This window comes from Klebsiella oxytoca (assembly GCF_009707385.1).
In the GTDB taxonomy this organism is placed as follows: domain Bacteria; phylum Pseudomonadota; class Gammaproteobacteria; order Enterobacterales; family Enterobacteriaceae; genus Klebsiella; species Klebsiella oxytoca_C.
This window is the reverse complement of sequence record NZ_CP046115.1, coordinates 740,578-756,690: the sequence shown is the minus strand read 5'-3', so window position 1 is coordinate 756,690 and position 16,113 is coordinate 740,578. Positions and strand designations below refer to the sequence as shown.

At 57.0% G+C, this 16,113-nt stretch carries 16 protein-coding genes and 1 pseudogene; 9 read left to right on the top strand and 8 right to left on the bottom strand.

Annotated features, from left to right (window positions below):
* Positions 1–2: 2 nt before the first annotated feature.
* The gene (locus GJ746_RS03580) at positions 3–1,025 is read right to left on the bottom strand and encodes a zinc-binding alcohol dehydrogenase family protein (protein WP_154678963.1); all 1,023 of its coding nucleotides are present in this window, start codon (positions 1,023–1,025) and stop codon (positions 3–5) included.
* A 140-nt stretch (positions 1,026–1,165) separates the two neighbouring features.
* On the opposite strand from GJ746_RS03580, the gene GJ746_RS03575 reads away from it, so the two are divergent.
* Together GJ746_RS03575 and GJ746_RS03570 are read left to right on the top strand one after the other, a co-directional pair.
* Positions 1,166–2,080, top strand: coding sequence for a GntR family transcriptional regulator (locus tag GJ746_RS03575; RefSeq protein ID WP_154678962.1), 915 nt, complete (start codon positions 1,166–1,168; stop codon positions 2,078–2,080).
* Positions 2,081–2,259: 179 nt separating this feature from the next.
* Positions 2,260–3,621: an MFS transporter gene (locus GJ746_RS03570; protein WP_154678961.1), complete on the top strand. Its 1,362-nt coding sequence runs from the start codon at positions 2,260–2,262 to the stop codon at positions 3,619–3,621.
* Positions 3,622–3,624: 3 nt separating this feature from the next.
* Here the strand turns inward: GJ746_RS03570 and GJ746_RS03565 are convergent, their stop codons facing one another.
* The gene (locus GJ746_RS03565) at positions 3,625–4,461 is read right to left on the bottom strand and encodes a GNAT family N-acetyltransferase (RefSeq protein ID WP_154678960.1); all 837 of its coding nucleotides are present in this window, start codon (positions 4,459–4,461) and stop codon (positions 3,625–3,627) included.
* Between the two features lie 32 nt (positions 4,462–4,493).
* Between GJ746_RS03565 and GJ746_RS03560 the strand changes: the two genes are divergently transcribed.
* Both GJ746_RS03560 and GJ746_RS03555 read left to right on the top strand, forming a co-directional pair.
* Positions 4,494–5,027, top strand: a complete 534-nt coding sequence (locus GJ746_RS03560) for a GNAT family N-acetyltransferase (RefSeq protein ID WP_154682633.1) — start codon at positions 4,494–4,496, stop codon at positions 5,025–5,027.
* Positions 5,028–5,096: 69 nt separating this feature from the next.
* Positions 5,097–5,960 carry a MurR/RpiR family transcriptional regulator gene (locus GJ746_RS03555; protein WP_154678959.1) on the top strand — a complete coding sequence of 288 codons (864 nt, stop codon included), beginning with the start codon at positions 5,097–5,099 and terminating at the stop codon, positions 5,958–5,960.
* Here the strand turns inward: GJ746_RS03555 and GJ746_RS03550 are convergent.
* From GJ746_RS03550 to GJ746_RS03530, 5 genes are all read right to left on the bottom strand, one after another.
* Positions 5,957–6,559, bottom strand: coding sequence for a 2-dehydro-3-deoxy-6-phosphogalactonate aldolase (locus tag GJ746_RS03550; RefSeq protein ID WP_154678958.1), 603 nt, complete (start codon positions 6,557–6,559; stop codon positions 5,957–5,959). The genes GJ746_RS03555 and GJ746_RS03550 overlap by 4 nt on opposite strands.
* On the bottom strand, positions 6,546–7,418 hold the full coding sequence (locus GJ746_RS03545; protein ID WP_154678957.1) for a 2-dehydro-3-deoxygalactonokinase: 873 nt from the start codon (positions 7,416–7,418) through the stop codon (positions 6,546–6,548). The genes GJ746_RS03550 and GJ746_RS03545 overlap by 14 nt, the downstream gene beginning before the upstream one ends.
* Entirely contained in the window at positions 7,415–8,902 is a 1,488-nt protein-coding gene (locus tag GJ746_RS03540) for a sodium:solute symporter family protein (protein ID WP_154678956.1), read from the bottom strand. The genes GJ746_RS03545 and GJ746_RS03540 overlap by 4 nt, the downstream gene beginning before the upstream one ends.
* 103 nt (positions 8,903–9,005) lie before the next feature.
* Positions 9,006–9,398, bottom strand: coding sequence for a RidA family protein (locus GJ746_RS03535; RefSeq protein WP_154678955.1), 393 nt, complete (start codon positions 9,396–9,398; stop codon positions 9,006–9,008).
* Positions 9,399–9,408: 10 nt separating this feature from the next.
* Positions 9,409–10,848 (bottom strand): N-acyl-D-amino-acid deacylase family protein, encoded by a 1,440-nt coding sequence (locus GJ746_RS03530; protein WP_154678954.1) that lies wholly within the window; start codon positions 10,846–10,848, stop codon positions 9,409–9,411.
* On the opposite strand from GJ746_RS03530, the pseudogene GJ746_RS25585 reads away from it, so the two are divergent.
* Both GJ746_RS25585 and GJ746_RS03525 read left to right on the top strand, forming a co-directional pair.
* Positions 10,826–10,976, top strand: a pseudogene (locus tag GJ746_RS25585) (hypothetical protein). The gene GJ746_RS03530 and the pseudogene GJ746_RS25585 overlap by 23 nt on opposite strands.
* Positions 10,977–11,049: 73 nt before the next feature.
* Positions 11,050–12,264, top strand: a complete 1,215-nt coding sequence (locus GJ746_RS03525; protein WP_154678953.1) for an amino acid deaminase — start codon at positions 11,050–11,052, stop codon at positions 12,262–12,264.
* Between the two features lie 268 nt (positions 12,265–12,532).
* Here GJ746_RS03525 and hpaR read toward each other — a convergent pair whose 3' ends face one another.
* On the bottom strand, positions 12,533–12,970 hold the full coding sequence (hpaR, locus tag GJ746_RS03520; RefSeq protein WP_154678952.1) for a homoprotocatechuate degradation operon regulator HpaR: 438 nt from the start codon (positions 12,968–12,970) through the stop codon (positions 12,533–12,535).
* A 285-nt stretch (positions 12,971–13,255) separates the two neighbouring features.
* Between hpaR and GJ746_RS03515 the strand changes: the two genes are divergently transcribed.
* Genes GJ746_RS03515 through hpaE form a run of 3 tightly spaced genes read left to right on the top strand, consistent with a single transcriptional unit; the run spans position 13,256 to position 16,112 of the window.
* Positions 13,256–13,888 carry a fumarylacetoacetate hydrolase family protein gene (locus GJ746_RS03515; RefSeq protein WP_154678951.1) on the top strand — a complete coding sequence of 211 codons (633 nt, stop codon included), beginning with the start codon at positions 13,256–13,258 and terminating at the stop codon, positions 13,886–13,888.
* Positions 13,885–14,649 (top strand): fumarylacetoacetate hydrolase family protein, encoded by a 765-nt coding sequence (locus GJ746_RS03510; protein ID WP_154678950.1) that lies wholly within the window; start codon positions 13,885–13,887, stop codon positions 14,647–14,649. Before GJ746_RS03515 ends, GJ746_RS03510 begins: the two co-directional genes overlap by 4 nt.
* On the top strand, positions 14,646–16,112 hold the full coding sequence (hpaE, locus tag GJ746_RS03505) for a 5-carboxymethyl-2-hydroxymuconate semialdehyde dehydrogenase (RefSeq protein WP_154678949.1): 1,467 nt from the start codon (positions 14,646–14,648) through the stop codon (positions 16,110–16,112). Before GJ746_RS03510 ends, hpaE begins: the two co-directional genes overlap by 4 nt.
* The last annotated feature ends 1 nt before the right edge of the window (position 16,113 follow it).

Genomic DNA, 16,113 nt, shown 5'->3' with positions numbered 1-16,113 from the left:
TGCTAAAAATGAATGACGCCTTTGATCAGCTGGCGATTGTTAATCACTTCACTTTCATAGACTTCAGCCAAAGATTTGAAATCGTAGCGATGGGTCAGCATCATCCTGGCGGCCACTTTCCCTTCGGTCATCAGTCTCCCGACTTTGGCAAAATCCTCTTCCGTCGCATTACGGCTGCCCATCATGGTTGTCTCTTTCTTATGAAACTCCGGGTCCGAAAACTGCAGTTCGCCCTTAAACAGGCCGACGAAAATAATGCTGCCGCCGTGGCGGATTAAATTAACCGTGTTGTTCATCGCATGCTGATTCCCCGTCGCGTCGATCACTTTCTGCGCCAGAGAGCCACCAAACGTGGCGCACAGCTGTTCGGTAAACAGCGGGTCGGAAGGGTCGAGCGTTGTCAGGCCAAGGTGCTGCGCCACATGATCGCGCCGCGCCGGGCTGGTATCCGCCACCACCACCTGGGCCCCGTCCGCTTTGGCAATAGCCGCTGCCCCGAGGCCAATGGGACCCGCACCGACTACCAGCACCTGTTCTCCCGGCTGGATAGCGGCGCGACGCACCGCGTGGGCGCTAATGGCGAATGGCTCAATCAGCGCTACGGCCTCAGGGTCAACATCATCCACCACCAGCAGATTTTTTACCGGGACGCTGAGGTATTCGCTAAATCCGCCGTCGCGATGCACGCCGATCACCGAAATCTTCTCGCAGCAGTTTGTCCGCCCGCTCAGACACGCCGGACACTGGCGGCAGGCAACGTAAGGAATAACCGCAACCTGTTGGCCGCTCTTCAAATTAAGAATATTTTTACCCAGGCCAATTATCTCACCACATATTTCATGACCAAGAACGCGCGGATAGCTAAAAAATGGCTGATTCCCCCCCCATGCATGAATATCTGTACCGCAAATTCCCACGGCTTTTATTTTAATAAGGACTTCATCATCGCCGGGGATGGGAATCTGGCGTTTTTCCCAAATAAATTTTTTGGCTTCCTGACACACTAAAGTATTCATCGACGTCATAATTATTGCCTCCGTATTCGTTGGCTTAGATATCGATGAAAAACAGAGACGGGAATAAAGTCATTGCGAAATTTGTGAAATCTCGCGCACAAAACTGTTTTAAATCCGGTTTTAATGGCTAAAAAACAGGAAACCCATATATGAGCCGTTCCCAAAACCTTCGTCACAATGCCATTAACCAGGTCATTAATGATATGGCGCGCGGCTTTCTCCCCTCCCCGCTGCCCTCACAAAGCGCGCTGGCAGAGATGTACAACATCAGCCGTACCACCGTGCGCCACATCCTTAGCCACTTATGCGAGCGCGGCGTGCTGTGCCAGGTCAATCACGATTACAAAATTCTCCGCCATCCGGAGCTTCACGACGGCTTCGATAGCTCCAGCGCCTCGCTGGCCGAACAGAACCGTATCTTCGAACAGGCGTTTTTTACCATGATTAACCAAAGACAGCTGCGCGCCGGAGAGATGTTTTCCGAACTACAGCTGGCGCGGGCGGCGGGCGTCAGCCCGGTGGTGGTCAGAGAGTTTTTGTTAAAATTCAGCCGCTACAACCTGATTGAAAGCGAAAAACGCGGCCAGTGGAACATGAAAAAGTTCGAGCTCTCCTGGGCGGAGCAGCTCTTTGAACTGCGGGAAATGCTGGAAACCCACGCGCTCCAGCACTTCCTCAATCTGCCGGACAACGACGCCCGCTGGCTGCAGGCGAAAACCCTCCTCGAACGCCATCGCGCCCTGCGCGATAGCATCGGCGACAGCTTTCGGATGTTTTCTCAGCTCGATCGTGACTTTCATACGCTACTGCTGTCAGCTGCTGAAAATATATTTTTTAATCAATCACTTGAGATTATTTCCGTTATCTTTCACTTTCACTATCAATGGGATGAGAGCGATCTTAAACAGCGCAATATCATCGCCATTGATGAACATATGACTATCCTGAGCGCACTCATCTGTCGTAGCGATCTCGACGCCAACCTGGCGCTGCGCAACCACCTGAACTCAGCGAAACAATCGATGATTAACTCTCTCAGGCAGAGTGAATCCCTCGCTCATTAAGTACCGATTAAAAACAGAAAATGATTATCGGCAGCACAAATCTCAAAACATAACTCAATGCGGGTAAAAAGGTTATTTATGCTGAAAACAAGTCGACTTAATTTACTGTGAAACAGGTGGGTGGGATTTAAACCATTCAATGTCACTTGTCGTTCAAAACGAATAGTCAGGAGTCAGGCGTGGAGCAACGAAATATAACTATCGACCCGCAGACAACCTTTAATAAGGGTAAAGAAGAGCCGATTTCGGTTCCGTTAGATAATTCCTTAAAGCGTAGCGCTCGGATTAAAAAAATTCAGACAACGGCTATGATCCTGTTATTTCTGGCGGCGGTGATTAACTACCTCGACAGAAGTTCATTATCCGTCGCTAACTTAACTATCCGCGAAGAGTTAGGGCTCAGCGCCACCGAAATCGGCGTACTGCTATCCGTTTTCTCGCTAGCCTATGGCATCGCACAGCTCCCCTGCGGGCCGCTGCTGGACCGCAAAGGCCCACGCATCATGCTGGGGCTGGGCATGTTTTTCTGGTCGCTGTTTCAGGCGGTATCCGGAATGGTACACAGCTTTACCCAGTTCGTGCTGGTGCGTATCGGCATGGGGATCGGCGAAGCGCCGATGAATCCCTGCGGCGTCAAGGTGATCAACGACTGGTTTAATATCAAAGAGCGCGGTCGGCCAATGGGCTTCTTTAATGCCGCCTCGACCATTGGCGTCGCGATTAGCCCGCCAATCCTTGCCGCCATGATGCTAATGATGGGCTGGCGCTGGATGTTTATCACCATCGGCGTTCTGGGGATCTTCGTCGCCATCGGCTGGTATATGCTCTATCGCAACCGGGAGGATATTAACCTCACCGCCGACGAGCAGACCTACCTTAACGCCGGAAGCGTCAACGTGCGCCGCGACCCGCTGAGCTTTGCCGAATGGCGCAGCCTGTTTAAAAACAAAACCATGTGGGGCATGATGCTCGGCTTCAGCGGCATCAACTATACCGCGTGGCTGTATCTGGCCTGGCTGCCGGGCTATCTGCAAACGGCGTATAACCTCGACCTGAAAAGCACCGGTTTTATGGCCGCTATTCCTTTCTTGTTCGGCGCCGCCGGTATGCTCATCAACGGCTACGTGACCGACTGGCTGGTTAAAAGCGGTATGGCGCCGATTAAAAGCCGCAAAATTTGCATTATTGCCGGGATGTTCTGCTCCGCCGCGTTTACGCTCATCGTTCCGCATGCCACCACCTCCATCGCCGCGGTGCTGTTAATCGGTATGGCCTTGTTCTGCATCCACTTTGCCGGTACCTCCTGCTGGGGATTGATTCACGTCGCGGTGGCGTCAAGAATGACCGCTTCCGTCGGCAGTATCCAGAACTTCGCCAGCTTTATCTGCGCCTCCTTCGCGCCGGTAGTCACCGGATTTATCGTCGATACCACCCACTCATTTCAGCTGGCGCTGGTTATCTGCGGCTGCGTGACCGCCCTCGGCGCGCTGGCCTATATTTTCCTGGTTCGTCAGCCGATTAGCGACCCGCGTAACGGCTGATCCTTAACGCTCTGCTGACGGCAGGGTGCTCAACGTTGCGCTCATCTCATACTGTTTTAATGCCAATGGCGTATAGCCGGCGGCATTAAACAGCGGCGTAAAGCTCTCCGGGATAGTCACTGAAGTGCCGAGTCCCGGAAACCGTTGGGCCAACGCCATCAGCATTTCCCGCCCCAGCCCGCGGCCGCGAGCGGCGGGTTCAACCCATAAAAACTGCAGCTGCGGCCTGCCGGTTAGTGTCGCCAGCACGGCAAAGGCCTGCCGATCGAGGCTCAACGCCTGACACGGTAGAGTACTGAAGGTTAGCGGGTCCATCAGCCACGGCAGCTGGCCGTTAACCTCTGCGCCGGCCCTGCGAATCAGCGCCAGCACCTCATCATCCTGCAATCCAGATACCCCGCCGTTCCCGGTCTGTGTACTGACATAACCGCACAGCCCGTGCCGCACCTCAAAGCCCAGCGATCGATATAGCGCCACCGCGGCCTGGTTATCACGAATGACCTCCAGCCACATCCGCCGTACGCCCTGACCGCGCAGAGCAGCAAGCAACGAGGTCATTAACTGACGTCCTACGCCCTTACCGCGATAGGCGGGCCGTAGCGCAAACGCCGCCAGCCGGGCTTCATCACCGCGCCGGGCGACGACGGCCACGGCAGCGGGCGTATCACCTTCCAGCCAGATGCAGGAATCCAGCAGGCTCAGCCCTTCGGCGCTGAAACGTTGAACGAACACCTCCACCGACAGCGTGACGGGAACCAGGTAATCTTCGAAACAGTCGCAGAGGATAGCAGTCAGCTGCGCGACGCTAAACTGAGTGGCAGAAACGGCGGTGAGCGCCATACATTTCTCCTTGAGGCTGCTATGCTGAGATGATGAAAACTAACACTATAACCCCCACCGTGACATTACGCCTGACCCAGGAGAGCGATATTCCCCTCCTGCCCGCTATTGAGCGCTCAGCGGCCCGGGCGTTTCGCCAAATCCCGGCGCTGGCCTGGCTTGCAGACAGCGAAGTAATAAGCCCCGAACGTCACCGGCTGTTCCTTGAGGCGGACCACAGCCTGCTGGCCGTGGCCGACGCCCAACCGATAGGTTTTCTGCTAACCGAACCGCTTGATGATGCGCTGTTTATCGTTGAGATCGCCGTCCATCAGTCATGGCAGGGTCGCGGGGTTGGCCGCAGGATGCTGGAGCAGGTGATAGAGGAAGCCCGCCTGGCGAAGTATCCGGCAGTCACGCTCACAACCTTCCGCGAAGTACCGTGGAACGCGCCGTTTTACACGCGCCTCGGATTTTCGATGCTGAACGAACTCACGCTACCAGCAGGGCTGGCGGCGAAAAGAGAGCTGGAAACGGAACACGGCCTGGCGCCGGAAACGCGCTGTACTATGCGGTTAGCGCTATAGCCGACAGCGCTGATTTTATCAGCGATATATGGTACAAAGTATCATTCAAAACTTACCGTTGATACCCGTATGTCCTGGTCAATCGATATCATTTCCTGCATTACCGATCGCTTTGTTGAACTGACGGCGACCGAAAAGCGTATCGCGCAGTTTATTCTCGATGATGTCGCGGCGGCAGCGGAGCTACCCATCGCAGAGATGGCGCGTCTGACCAACACCAGCCAGGCTTCGGTTACCCGCTTTGCCCGCGCGCTGGGCTGCAAAGATGTCCGCGAGCTGAAGATGAAGCTCGCGCAATCCCTGGCGGTCGGGCAGCGATTTATCCTCGATGTGCCGGACCTTGAAGGCGTGCAGGGGATCTATGAGTCAATCATCAACGTACTGGAGACTAACCGCCGGGCGCTGGATATTGAAGCGCTGAAGCGCGCGGTCAGCTGGCTGAGCGACGCGCGGCAGATTCTGGCCCTCGGCATGGGCGGCGGTTCTACCATCTGCGCGCAGGAGATTCAGTATCGCCTGTTTCGCCTCGGCCTGCCGGTCGTCAGCCAGAGCGATGGCCTGCTGGTGCGAATGATGAGCTCGGCGGTAACGCCGAAGGATGTGGTTATCGTGCTATCTCTGGGCGGATATACCCAGGAAATCATCGAAAGCGCGGCCATTGCCATGCAGTACGGCGCGAAGGTGATTGCGATTACTCCTCCCGGGACGCCGCTGGCGGAGCAGGCGGACCTGGTCCTGCCGCTGCTGGTGCGGGAAAACGACTATATCTTTAAGCCAAGCACTTCACGCTATGCGATGCTGGCGATGGTTGACGTGTTGGCCACCGAGCTGGCGATGGCCAACAAAACCGAGGCAAAAGGCAAACTACGCCGTATTAAGCTGGCGCTCGACAGCCACCGCGGCGGCGTCGATCGGCAGCCGCTGGGAGATTAACCCCGACGGGCGGCAGCGATAAACCGCTCTGCCTGCTGGCGGGTACGCTCCACCGGCTGCCCGGCACGATAAAGATCGCTACCCAGACCGGCTCCGGCACACCCCGCCTGCACCCAGCTCACCAGATTATCCGGCGTCACGCCGCCAACCGCCAGTACCGGCACCTCCGGCGGCAGTACCGCTTTCAGCGCCCGAATGTAGTCAGGGCCGAAAGCGGAAGACGGAAAAATCTTCAGCCACTGCGCCCCGGCATCCAGCGCGCTAAACGCCTCAGTGGCCGTGGCGCATCCGGCACAGACCCGCATGCCGCGCGCCACAGCCCGGCTAATGACCGCTGGCTGAGTATTCGGCGTCACGATAAGCTGCGCTCCGGCATCGGCGAGAAAATCGACCTGTTCCACCTTAAGTACCGTTCCCGCGCCAATTGCCGCCCGCTTGCCAAAGCGGGCGACCATCTGCGGAATACTCTGCTGCCAGTCCGGCGAATTGAGCGGAATTTCAATATAACGAAATCCCGCGCTAATCAGCGTTTCAATATGCTCCGCCGCCTCAGCGGGGCGAATGCCGCGTAAGATCGCTACCAGTTTAATGTTGTCCATACATAATCCTCGCCATGCCGCTCAGTAACGCTTCATCGCCGCTGCAGCTGTTAACCGTCATGCCATGCGCCATCATGGCCCGGCGATAGCGGGCGTTCAGCGCCCGGTCGCCAACCAGCGTGACCGCCGATGTGCGGTACCGCTGGCCCATAGCCGCCACCTCCGCGCCAATCAGCAGCCCGGAGAGATAGTCGCTGACCGAGGTCGCCGCCAGCGCCCCCAGCACTCGGGCGGCCCTGGCGACAAACAACTCACTCGTTAACGACGGATGCGCCAGCCCTTTTTCCAGCCCCAGCGCAAAAGCCGCGTCGTCCGGCTGCTGGGCCGGCAGGCCCTTGCCAAGCAGCGATTGCGTCATCAGCAAATTGTGCAGTTCACCGGTCATTGTCGTAGCAAAATGACGTACCGTACCGTCCTCGATCCGCACCCATTTGCAGTGGGTGCCCGGCAGCACGTAACACTCCGTCGGCGCCAGCTGCCAGGCCCCCAGCAGCTGCGTCTCTTCGCCGCGCATCACGTTGAAATCTCCGCCCTGCTCAACCTTGAGGCCGGGAATGATCCACACGCCTTCAGCCACGGCGCATAGCTGCTGCCCCGGCGCGTCAATCGCCGCCGGACAGGCAAGATAAGGCACCGATTGCCAGCCCGCATCGCTGCCGATCATGCCGGCCATCAGCACCGGCAGCTTCTCCTCGCCGCGCCAGGGTGCCAGATGTTCCTGAAATACGTCGGCGGGCGCACGTCCGTTCAGGCGAGTGATACCCAGCGGCAGCTGCTTCGTTTCGACGCAATGACCGTTGCGAATCAGCCAGCCGCGCAGCTGGCTAGAGCCCCAGTCGACGGCGATATAGTCCTTCATTGTGCCTCCCCTGAAGTCTGCACCGCCGCCGTTTTGACCGGACTCTCCTGCCCTTCCCGCTCCTGGGTAATCATTTCCAGCGCCTGCTGACGGCTGATTTTACTGGCTGGCGTCATCACGGTGACAAAAACAGCGGAAACGAAGCTACCCACTACCGACGGAATACACGGGTTCCCCCAATAAGCCAGCCAGTCGGCCTTAACCAGAACCACAATAGACACCAGCATGCCGCTCAGCAGGGCGGTTAACGCGCCCTGCCAGTTAAAGCGCAGCCAGAAGCGGCCCAGAATCGAACAGACGAACAGGCCGGACATCAGCATGGAGATCATTTTGGTGATATAGCTGATGATATCGTTCGAGGTCAGGGCGAAGATCATCGCCAGACCGATAACGAACGCCAGCATCCAGCGGGAGAGCGTTATCGCCTTATGCGCCGGCGGCATTTTTCCGGTAACAAGGGTGTAGACATCCCGCATCATAATAGCCACGGCGGCGATCGCATCGGAGCTGGCGGAAGACATGGTGGCGGAAAGTCCGGCAATCAGCACCACCAGCCCCAGTATCGCCGGCAGGAAACTGGTCGCGAACAGGAAGGCGTAGTTACTGTTCTCCAGATTAGGGTTCATGGTCCATGCCGCCATACCGATAATCGCCGGTAGCACCGAGAAAAACAGATACAGCACGCCGGTATAAACAAACGAGCGACGTACCGAAGAGACATCTTTCCCCGAGTAAATACGCTGGCGATAGGAAGGAGTCGCCAGCACGCCGACGCCGATGACCATTGCCAGCGATAGCGCCGGTATTACCCCTAGCTTGTCGACGGCGAACAGGCTCATCGCTTTAGGATCCATCGCCTGTACGATGGCATCCCATCCCCCCACGTGAATCACCGCCAGTATGGCCATCAGAATAAAACCGAAAAACAGAATTAATGCCTGAATGGTATCCGTCCACACCACCGCGGCGTAACCGCCGATAATCACGTAAATAGCGAACGCCAGAGCGATAATTATCTTTGCCAGCGTCAAATTGATCCCCGTGGCCCAGGATAAATACATACTACCGCCAAGAATATGCGCGCCCAGCCAGCCAATAGAGGCAATAAATATCATTATTCCGACGATATTTTTAATTAAATGACTACCGCCAGTATAATAAGAAAGCTCTTCGCTCATGGTCATAAAGCGGAGCTTACGCACCGGCGCGAAAAGCCATGCCACCAGCAAAATACCGATTGCGCCACCCACGCCGTAGAGCATTCCTGCCCAGCCGTTGCTGTAGCCGAAGCCTACAGCGCCCATGCTCGAACCGGTTCCTACCATGGTCGCGACGGTGGAGCCCAGCGTCAGAAATAGCGGTAAGGAACGTCCGCCAAGTAAAAAATCTTCACCGCTTTTTTGATTACGCGAAACGTACCAGCCAAGCCAAATCATTGCCAACGCGTAAATAATAAAGCCGACTAAAAAGATATGACTATTCATCGTTCACATCCTGCCAGTTAGGGTTATAAAAGGTAAGAGGTTACGGAGCGCTGAATTATTTCAGCGCTCAAAAATCCTGTTTATATTTCTGATTAATAAGTTTTTATACGCGAGCCGCGTTATAACAGGTCACATCCACTTCAACTTTGCAATCCACCACCAGGTCCGCCACACAGCAAATACGGGCTGGCGGATGGTCGCCAAAGAACTCGCGGAACACTTTGTTGAAAGACTGAAAATAACGTGAATCGGTAAGGATGACTTTGACATGCACCACGTCGGCCAGGGTGTAACCCGCTTCGGTCATAATATCCACACAGTTCTGAATCGCCAGACGCGACTGCTCGACGATGCCGCCTTCCACCACTTCGCCATCCTTCATCGGCGTCTGGCCGGAAACATACAGCCAGCCGCCCGCCTCTACCGCCCGGGCGAACGGCAGATGCTGCCCGCCGGTGCCGGTGCCGCCTTCAACGCCATAACGTTTAATGCTCATTTTTCACTCCTTAGTTCATTCGACGGCGCAGGAAACGCCCCGCACGCCCGATAATCTTTTTATCGCTGCCGTAGCTCATCACGCCGTTAACCATCACCGCCTCGATACCGTCCGCCGGTTGTTTCGGGTCGGAGAAGCTGGCAACATCGCGCACCGTTTGTCGATCAAACAGCACCAGATCGGCGAAGTAGCCTACTTTTACCAGCCCACGATCCGCCAGCTGGAAGCGCGCCGCCGACAGCCCGGTCATTTTGTGGATCGCGGTAGTCAGTGGAAACAGCTGCTCATCGCGGCTGTAGTGGCCCAACACCCGCGGAAAGGCGCCCCACAGCCGCGGATGCGGCATCGGGTCGTTCGGCAGACCGTCGGAGCCGATCATGGTCACCGGATAACCCAGTACCCGCCGCACGTCCTGCTCATCCATGTTGTAGTAGATGGCGCCTGCGGGCATCAGCCGCGCCGCCGCCTCGTGCAGGCTAACCTGCCACGCTTCGGCAATCTGTTTCAGGGTTTTCCCTGCCTGCTCCGGCTGCGCTTCCGACCAGGTGATGACGATATCGAACTCATCGGTGACCTGCTTCATATCCAGCGTCGAGGAGCTGGCGGAATAGGGATAGCAGTCGCAGGCAATCTCCTGGCGCTGGCGCATCTTATCGATAAAAGCCAGCGTCTCGCTGGTGCGGCCCCAGTTTTTCGCTCCGGCGCACTTATGGTGCGAAACCACCACCGGAACCTTGCCGTGACGACCAATGCGGAACGCCTCATCCAGCGCCTCCAGAATCGGCTCAAACTCCGAGCGCAGATGGGTGGTGTAAACTCCCTGCTCCGCTGTTAACTCTTCGGCCAGCGCCATCACCTCTTCGGTGGTGGACTGAAACGCGCTGGCGTAGGCCAGCCCGCTGCTCAGGCCGAGCGCCCCCTGACGCAGCGCGTCGCGCAGCTGTATCCGCATCCCGGCGATCTCGGTTTCCGTCGCCGGGCGGAACAGATCGTCCATATGATTATTGCGCAGCGCGGTATGGCCAATCAGCGTGCCGACGTTTAATGACGGCTTCGCCGCCTCCACCGCATGGGCGTACGCTTCAACGGTGGGGTAAACAAAGTGCTCCGCCTCGCCCAGCAGGTTCATCGGGTCCGGCACCTCGCCGCGCATTGTCGCCGTCGCCGCGCTGATCCCGCAGTTGCCGACAATCACCGTTGTCACCCCCTGGCTCAGCTTGGGCAAATATTCCGGCATGCGAATGACGTTAATATCGTCATGGGTATGCACATCGATAAATCCGGGGGCCAGCACGCGCCCCTGCCCGTCAATCACCTGTTCTGCCTCCAGGTTCAACGCCGGGGCTATATCAACAATCCGATCGCCTTTCACCGCCACGTCGCCGCGAAACTGCGGTCCTCCGCTGCCGTCAATGACCGTGACGTTTTTGAAAAGCCAGTTAACTTTCATCGCATTTACTCCCTTTCAACTCTGCCGACAAGTTAACCATTTACAAGGCATAAAAACAGTGGAAAACTACGCAAAAACCAGATCTATTTTTGATACTTTTATTCAAAAAATACATGAATAACATATAAAAATTATATTTTTCAAAATATTAAAATTGATACCAGCTTAAATTCGATCATAAAAACCCAAAAGGATTATGTTATGAAATACCATTCATCTACGCTTATTCCTCATAAAGCCGCCGTCATGTCGGCACCGGCAAATCTGCTGGCGGAGGACGTCTGCCTCCCCGCCGCGCTGCTGAAAAAAACGGCGCTGGAAAATAACATCGCCTGGATGCAGCGCTATGCCGACGCGCACGGCGTGTCGCTGGCGCCGCACGGTAAAACAACGATGACGCCGTGGATTTTTCAGGCGCAGATACGGGAGGGCGCATGGGGGATCGGCGTGGGCAGCGCCTGGCAGGCCAGCGCGGCGATGGCCAGCGGCGTTGAACGGGTGTTAATGGTTAATCAGCTGGTCGGCAGGGCCAATATGCAGGCAATATCGCGCCTGAAAGCGCACTATCGCAAAGCCGATTTTATCTGCTGCATCGATAGCCTCGCCAATGCACGCGCGCTGTCAGCCTTTTTCAGCGAAAGGCAGCAAACGCTGGACGTGCTGATTGAGCTGGGTGTCAGCGGCGGACGCTGCGGCTGCCGCAGCGTGGATGATGCCCTGACCCTGGCCCATACCGTCGCGGAACTTCCGGGCCTGAAACTGCGCGGCCTTGAGCTGTATGAGGGAGTTTTGCACGGCGACGATCCGCAGCCGCAGGTGGAGGCTCTGCTGCGCCAGGCCGCCGATTTGGCCTGCCGGATGGAGCCGCTGGTTGAGGGCGAGTTTATCCTCACCGGCGCGGGTACCGTCTGGTATGACGTGGTATGCAATATCTGGCTGGCGGCACAGAAACCGGCGCGCTGCCGAATCGTTATCCGCCCCGGCTGCTATATTACCCACGATCGGGGCATATACGATATCGCGCAAAAAGCGCTGGTGGCCCGCGATCCGATCGCCTGCGATCTAGGCGGTGATTTAACCTCGGCGCTGGAGCTGATGGCGATGGTCCAGTCGGTGCCGGAAGAAGATCGCGCGGTGGTTAACTTCGGCAAGCGCGACTGCGCCTTCGATGCCGGGTTGCCGCAGCCCATCGCCCGGTATCGCCACGGCGCGCAGCTCTCCGCAGAGGGGATCGAGAGCGTGGGGATTATGGATCAGCACTGTATGCTGCGCCTCGAACCTGGCAGCGACGTGCAGGTCGGCGATATTCTGGTGTTTGGCACCTCGCACCCGTGCCTGACGTTTGATAAATGGAAAACGCTGCTGCTGGTAGATGACCAGTATAACGTGCTGGAAGAGCTGGATACTCTGTTCTGAAGAACTGCCCCCGGATTGCGGCTGGCGCCTTATCCGGGCTACGGGATGGCACCGACCCGTAGCCCCGGTAAGCGCAGCGCGACCGGGGGGACAGCCCGTAGCCCCGGTAAGCGCAGCGCGACCGGGGGGACAGCCCGTAGCCCCGGTAAGCACAGCGCGACCGGGGGGACAGCCCGTAGCCCCGGTAAGCACAGCGCGACCGGGGGGGGCCCAGCCCGAACAGGTGCGCCAGCACCGCCTCCGGGATATTTTTCGCGCGGATAACGTACTACTCCTCTTCCTCGCCCCGCGTTCCATTGCCCAGGGCGATAAACTCCTCCAGCAGCGCGGTAAGCTGGCGCATTTTTTCAACGGTAAATTGGGCTTCGATCTGACGATAGGCCTCTTCCACCTGGGCCTGGGCGCTTTCATACAGCTTCGAACCCGCTGGCGTCAGCGAAACGTACAGCTTGCGCTGATCGTTAACCGGCTTTAAACGCAGAACCAGGCCATCACGTTCCATACGGGTCAAAATACCGGTCAGGCTCGGGCGTAAAATACAGGCGCGAAAAGCCAGATCGTGAAAATCCATCGACGGATTTTCGGCAAGGATACGCACGATACGCCACTGTTGCTCGGTAAGATTATGGCGTTTAACGATGGGCCGAAAATGGGCCATCGCCGCTTCCCGCGCCTGCAGCAGCGCGATAGTTAACGAATCATGCATGACATACCTCGAAATTAAATCCTCACTCTATTAATAAGTTAATAATTAGCGTTAATTGCGTCTGAAGGCAACCGGTTTCTGTCTCTGAAAAGTACCAGATGGTACAACAAAAAACGATTACCAATTGATTTATAACAAATAAAAACAAATTCTGTAAATTTATTGTTAAACCGATCACAAAACATTCACTTCTGTTTGCCAAACCTTCCAGCAAAGAATAAAAGATGATCATTAACATATTAATGAAATTTGTTGTTTCCCAAATCCGTACCAGAGGAGTGGTAAATGAAAGGTACCATCTTCGCCGTGGCGCTAAACCACCGCAGCCAGCTCGACGCCTGGCGCGAAGCGTTCCAGCAGGCCCCCTATAAAACGCCGCCGAAAACCGCGGTCTGGTTTATCAAACCGCGCAACACCGTTATTGGTAACGGCGCGAGCATCCCTTATCCGGAAGGCGAAACCGTGCAGAGCGGCGCGACCGTGGCGCTGATCGTTGGCAAAACCGCGCGCAAAGTGGTCGCTGAGGAAGCGGCTGAATATATTGCCGGTTACGCGCTGGCAAACGACATCAGCCTGCCGGAAGAGAGCTTCTATCGTCCGGCAATCAAAGCCAAATGCCGCGATGGCTTTTGTCCGATTGGCGAACTCGCGCCGGTCAGCAATGTTGATAATCTGAACATCATCACCGAAATCAACGGTCGCGAAGCGGACAGCTGGAACACCACCGATCTCCAGCGCTCCGCCGCTGAACTGCTGAGCGCCCTGAGCGAGTTCGCTACCCTCAATCCCGGCGATGCGATCTTGATCGGAACGCCCCACTCCCGCGTTACGCTGCGCCCTGGCGATCGGGTACGTATCCTCGCCAACGGTTTCCCGGTACTCGAAAACCCGGTTGTCGCAGAAGGAGAAACGGCATGAGACAGGCTCGTATTGAATGGCAGGGACAGCAGCACGATGTGCAGGTTGATGAACGCGGTCGGGTGCAGCTGGCCGACGGCAGGCTGCTAAGCCAGGGCGAATTTCAGTGGCTGCCGCCCGCTAACGGCACCCTTTTCGCACTAGGCCTGAACTATGCCGATCACGCCAGCGAGCTGGAGTTTAAGCCGCCAACCGAGCCTTTGGTATTTATCAAAGCGCCAAATACCTTTATCGGCCACCAGCAGGAATCGGTACGTCCGGATAACGTCGAGTACATGCACTACGAGGCTGAACTGGTTGTGGTGATTGGCAAAACCGCGCGTAAGGTCGCCGAAGCCGACGCCATGGCGTACGTAGCCGGTTATACCGTTTGCAACGACTACGCTATCCGCGACTATCTGGAAAACTACTATCGCCCCAATCTGCGGGTCAAAAGCCGCGATACCCTGACGCCGATCGGACCGTGGATCGTCACGAAAGAGTCGATCCCGGATCCGCATAATCTGGCGCTGTGTACCTGGGTCAACGGTGAACTGCGCCAGCAGGGCACCACCGCCGATCTGATCTTCAGCATCCCCTTCCTGATCGCCTATCTGAGCGAATTTATGACCCTGCAACCGGGCGACATGATCGCCACCGGCACGCCGAAGGGGCTGTCGGACGTGGTACCAGGCGATGAAGTGATCGTCGAAGTGGAAGGCGTTGGCCGCCTGATCAACCGCATCATCAGCGAGCAGGAATATGAGGAGAAGCTGTCATGAAAAAAATTAACCACTGGATCAACGGTAAAAACGTCGCGGCCACGGAGTATTTTCATACCACTAATCCGGCGACCGGCGAAGTGCTGGCGGAAGTGGCCTCCGGCGGCTCAGACGAGGTAAATCAGGCGGTGGCGGCGGCGAAAGAAGCCTTTCCGAAATGGGCTAATCTGCCGATGAAGGAGCGCGCGCGCCTGATGCGTCGCCTGGGCGATCTGATCGATCAAAACGTCCCCGAGATCGCCGCTATGGAGACTGCTGATACCGGTCTGCCGATCCATCAAACCAAAAACGTACTGATTCCACGCGCTTCGCATAACTTTGAGTTCTTCGCCGAAGTATGCCAACAGATGAACGGCAAAACCTATCCGGTTGACGACAAGATGCTCAACTACACCCTCGTACAGCCGGTCGGCGTGTGCGCGCTGGTGTCGCCGTGGAACGTGCCGTTTATGACCGCCACCTGGAAGGTGGCGCCGTGCCTGGCGCTGGGCAATACCGCGGTCCTGAAGATGTCAGAATTATCGCCGCTCACCGCCGACCGTCTGGGAGAGCTGGCGCTGGAAGCGGGTATTCCGGCGGGAGTACTGAACGTGGTTCAGGGCTACGGCGCGACGGCGGGCGATGCGCTGGTACGCCACCACGACGTGCGGGCGGTGTCTTTTACCGGCGGTACCGCGACCGGACGCAACATCATGAAAAACGCCGGATTGAAAAAGTACTCCATGGAGCTGGGCGGCAAATCGCCGGTGCTGATTTTTGAAGACGCCGATATTGAGCGCGCCCTCGACGCTGCGCTCTTCACTATCTTCTCGATCAACGGCGAACGCTGCACCGCCGGCTCGCGCATCTTCATTCAGCAGAGCATCTATCCTGAGTTCGTAAAACGCTTCGCCGAGCGCGCCAACCGACTGCGCGTAGGCGACCCGGCCGACCCGAATACCCAGGTCGGCGCGCTGATTAGCCAGCAGCACTGGGAGAAAGTCTCCGGCTATATCCGCCTTGGCATTGAGGAAGGGGCGACCCTGCTGGCGGGCGGCGCGGATAAACCCACCGATCTGCCGGCCCACTTGAGAAACGGTAACTTCCTGCGGCCAACGGTGCTGGCGGACGTCGACAACCGTATGCGCGTGGCGCAGGAAGAAATTTTTGGCCCGGTAGCCTGTCTGCTGCCGTTTAAAGACGAGGCGGAAGGTCTGCGCCTGGCCAACGATGTGGAGTACGGCCTCGCCTCTTATATCTGGACCCAGGACGTCAGCAAAGTGCTGCGTCTGGCACGCGGCATCGAAGCCGGAATGGTGTTCGTCAACACCCAGAACGTCCGCGACCTGCGTCAGCCGTTCGGCGGCGTGAAGGCCTCCGGCACCGGCCGCGAAGGCGGCGAATACAGCTTTGAAGTGTTCGCTGAAATGAAAAACGTCTGCATCTCGATGGGCGACCATCCGATCCCAAAATGGGGAGTCTGAT

Bases quoted from the DNA above. Each gene is read 5' to 3' on its own strand.
- GJ746_RS03580 (WP_154678963.1), bottom strand. From the start codon at position 1,025: ATGACGTCGATGAATACTTTAGTGTGTCAGGAAGCCAAAAAATTTATT.
- GJ746_RS03575 (WP_154678962.1), top strand. From the start codon at position 1,166: ATGAGCCGTTCCCAAAACCTTCGTCACAATGCCATTAACCAGGTCATT.
- GJ746_RS03565 (WP_154678960.1), bottom strand. From the start codon at position 4,461: ATGGCGCTCACCGCCGTTTCTGCCACTCAGTTTAGCGTCGCGCAGCTG.
- GJ746_RS03560 (WP_154682633.1), top strand. From the start codon at position 4,494: ATGAAAACTAACACTATAACCCCCACCGTGACATTACGCCTGACCCAG.
- GJ746_RS03555 (WP_154678959.1), top strand. From the start codon at position 5,097: ATGTCCTGGTCAATCGATATCATTTCCTGCATTACCGATCGCTTTGTT.
- GJ746_RS03550 (WP_154678958.1), bottom strand. From the start codon at position 6,559: ATGGACAACATTAAACTGGTAGCGATCTTACGCGGCATTCGCCCCGCT.
- GJ746_RS03545 (WP_154678957.1), bottom strand. From the start codon at position 7,418: ATGAAGGACTATATCGCCGTCGACTGGGGCTCTAGCCAGCTGCGCGGC.
- GJ746_RS03540 (WP_154678956.1), bottom strand. From the start codon at position 8,902: ATGAATAGTCATATCTTTTTAGTCGGCTTTATTATTTACGCGTTGGCA.
- GJ746_RS03535 (WP_154678955.1), bottom strand. From the start codon at position 9,398: ATGAGCATTAAACGTTATGGCGTTGAAGGCGGCACCGGCACCGGCGGG.
- GJ746_RS03530 (WP_154678954.1), bottom strand. From the start codon at position 10,848: ATGAAAGTTAACTGGCTTTTCAAAAACGTCACGGTCATTGACGGCAGC.
- GJ746_RS03525 (WP_154678953.1), top strand. From the start codon at position 11,050: ATGAAATACCATTCATCTACGCTTATTCCTCATAAAGCCGCCGTCATG.
- hpaR (WP_154678952.1), bottom strand. From the start codon at position 12,970: ATGCATGATTCGTTAACTATCGCGCTGCTGCAGGCGCGGGAAGCGGCG.
- GJ746_RS03515 (WP_154678951.1), top strand. From the start codon at position 13,256: ATGAAAGGTACCATCTTCGCCGTGGCGCTAAACCACCGCAGCCAGCTC.
- GJ746_RS03510 (WP_154678950.1), top strand. From the start codon at position 13,885: ATGAGACAGGCTCGTATTGAATGGCAGGGACAGCAGCACGATGTGCAG.
- hpaE (WP_154678949.1), top strand. From the start codon at position 14,646: ATGAAAAAAATTAACCACTGGATCAACGGTAAAAACGTCGCGGCCACG.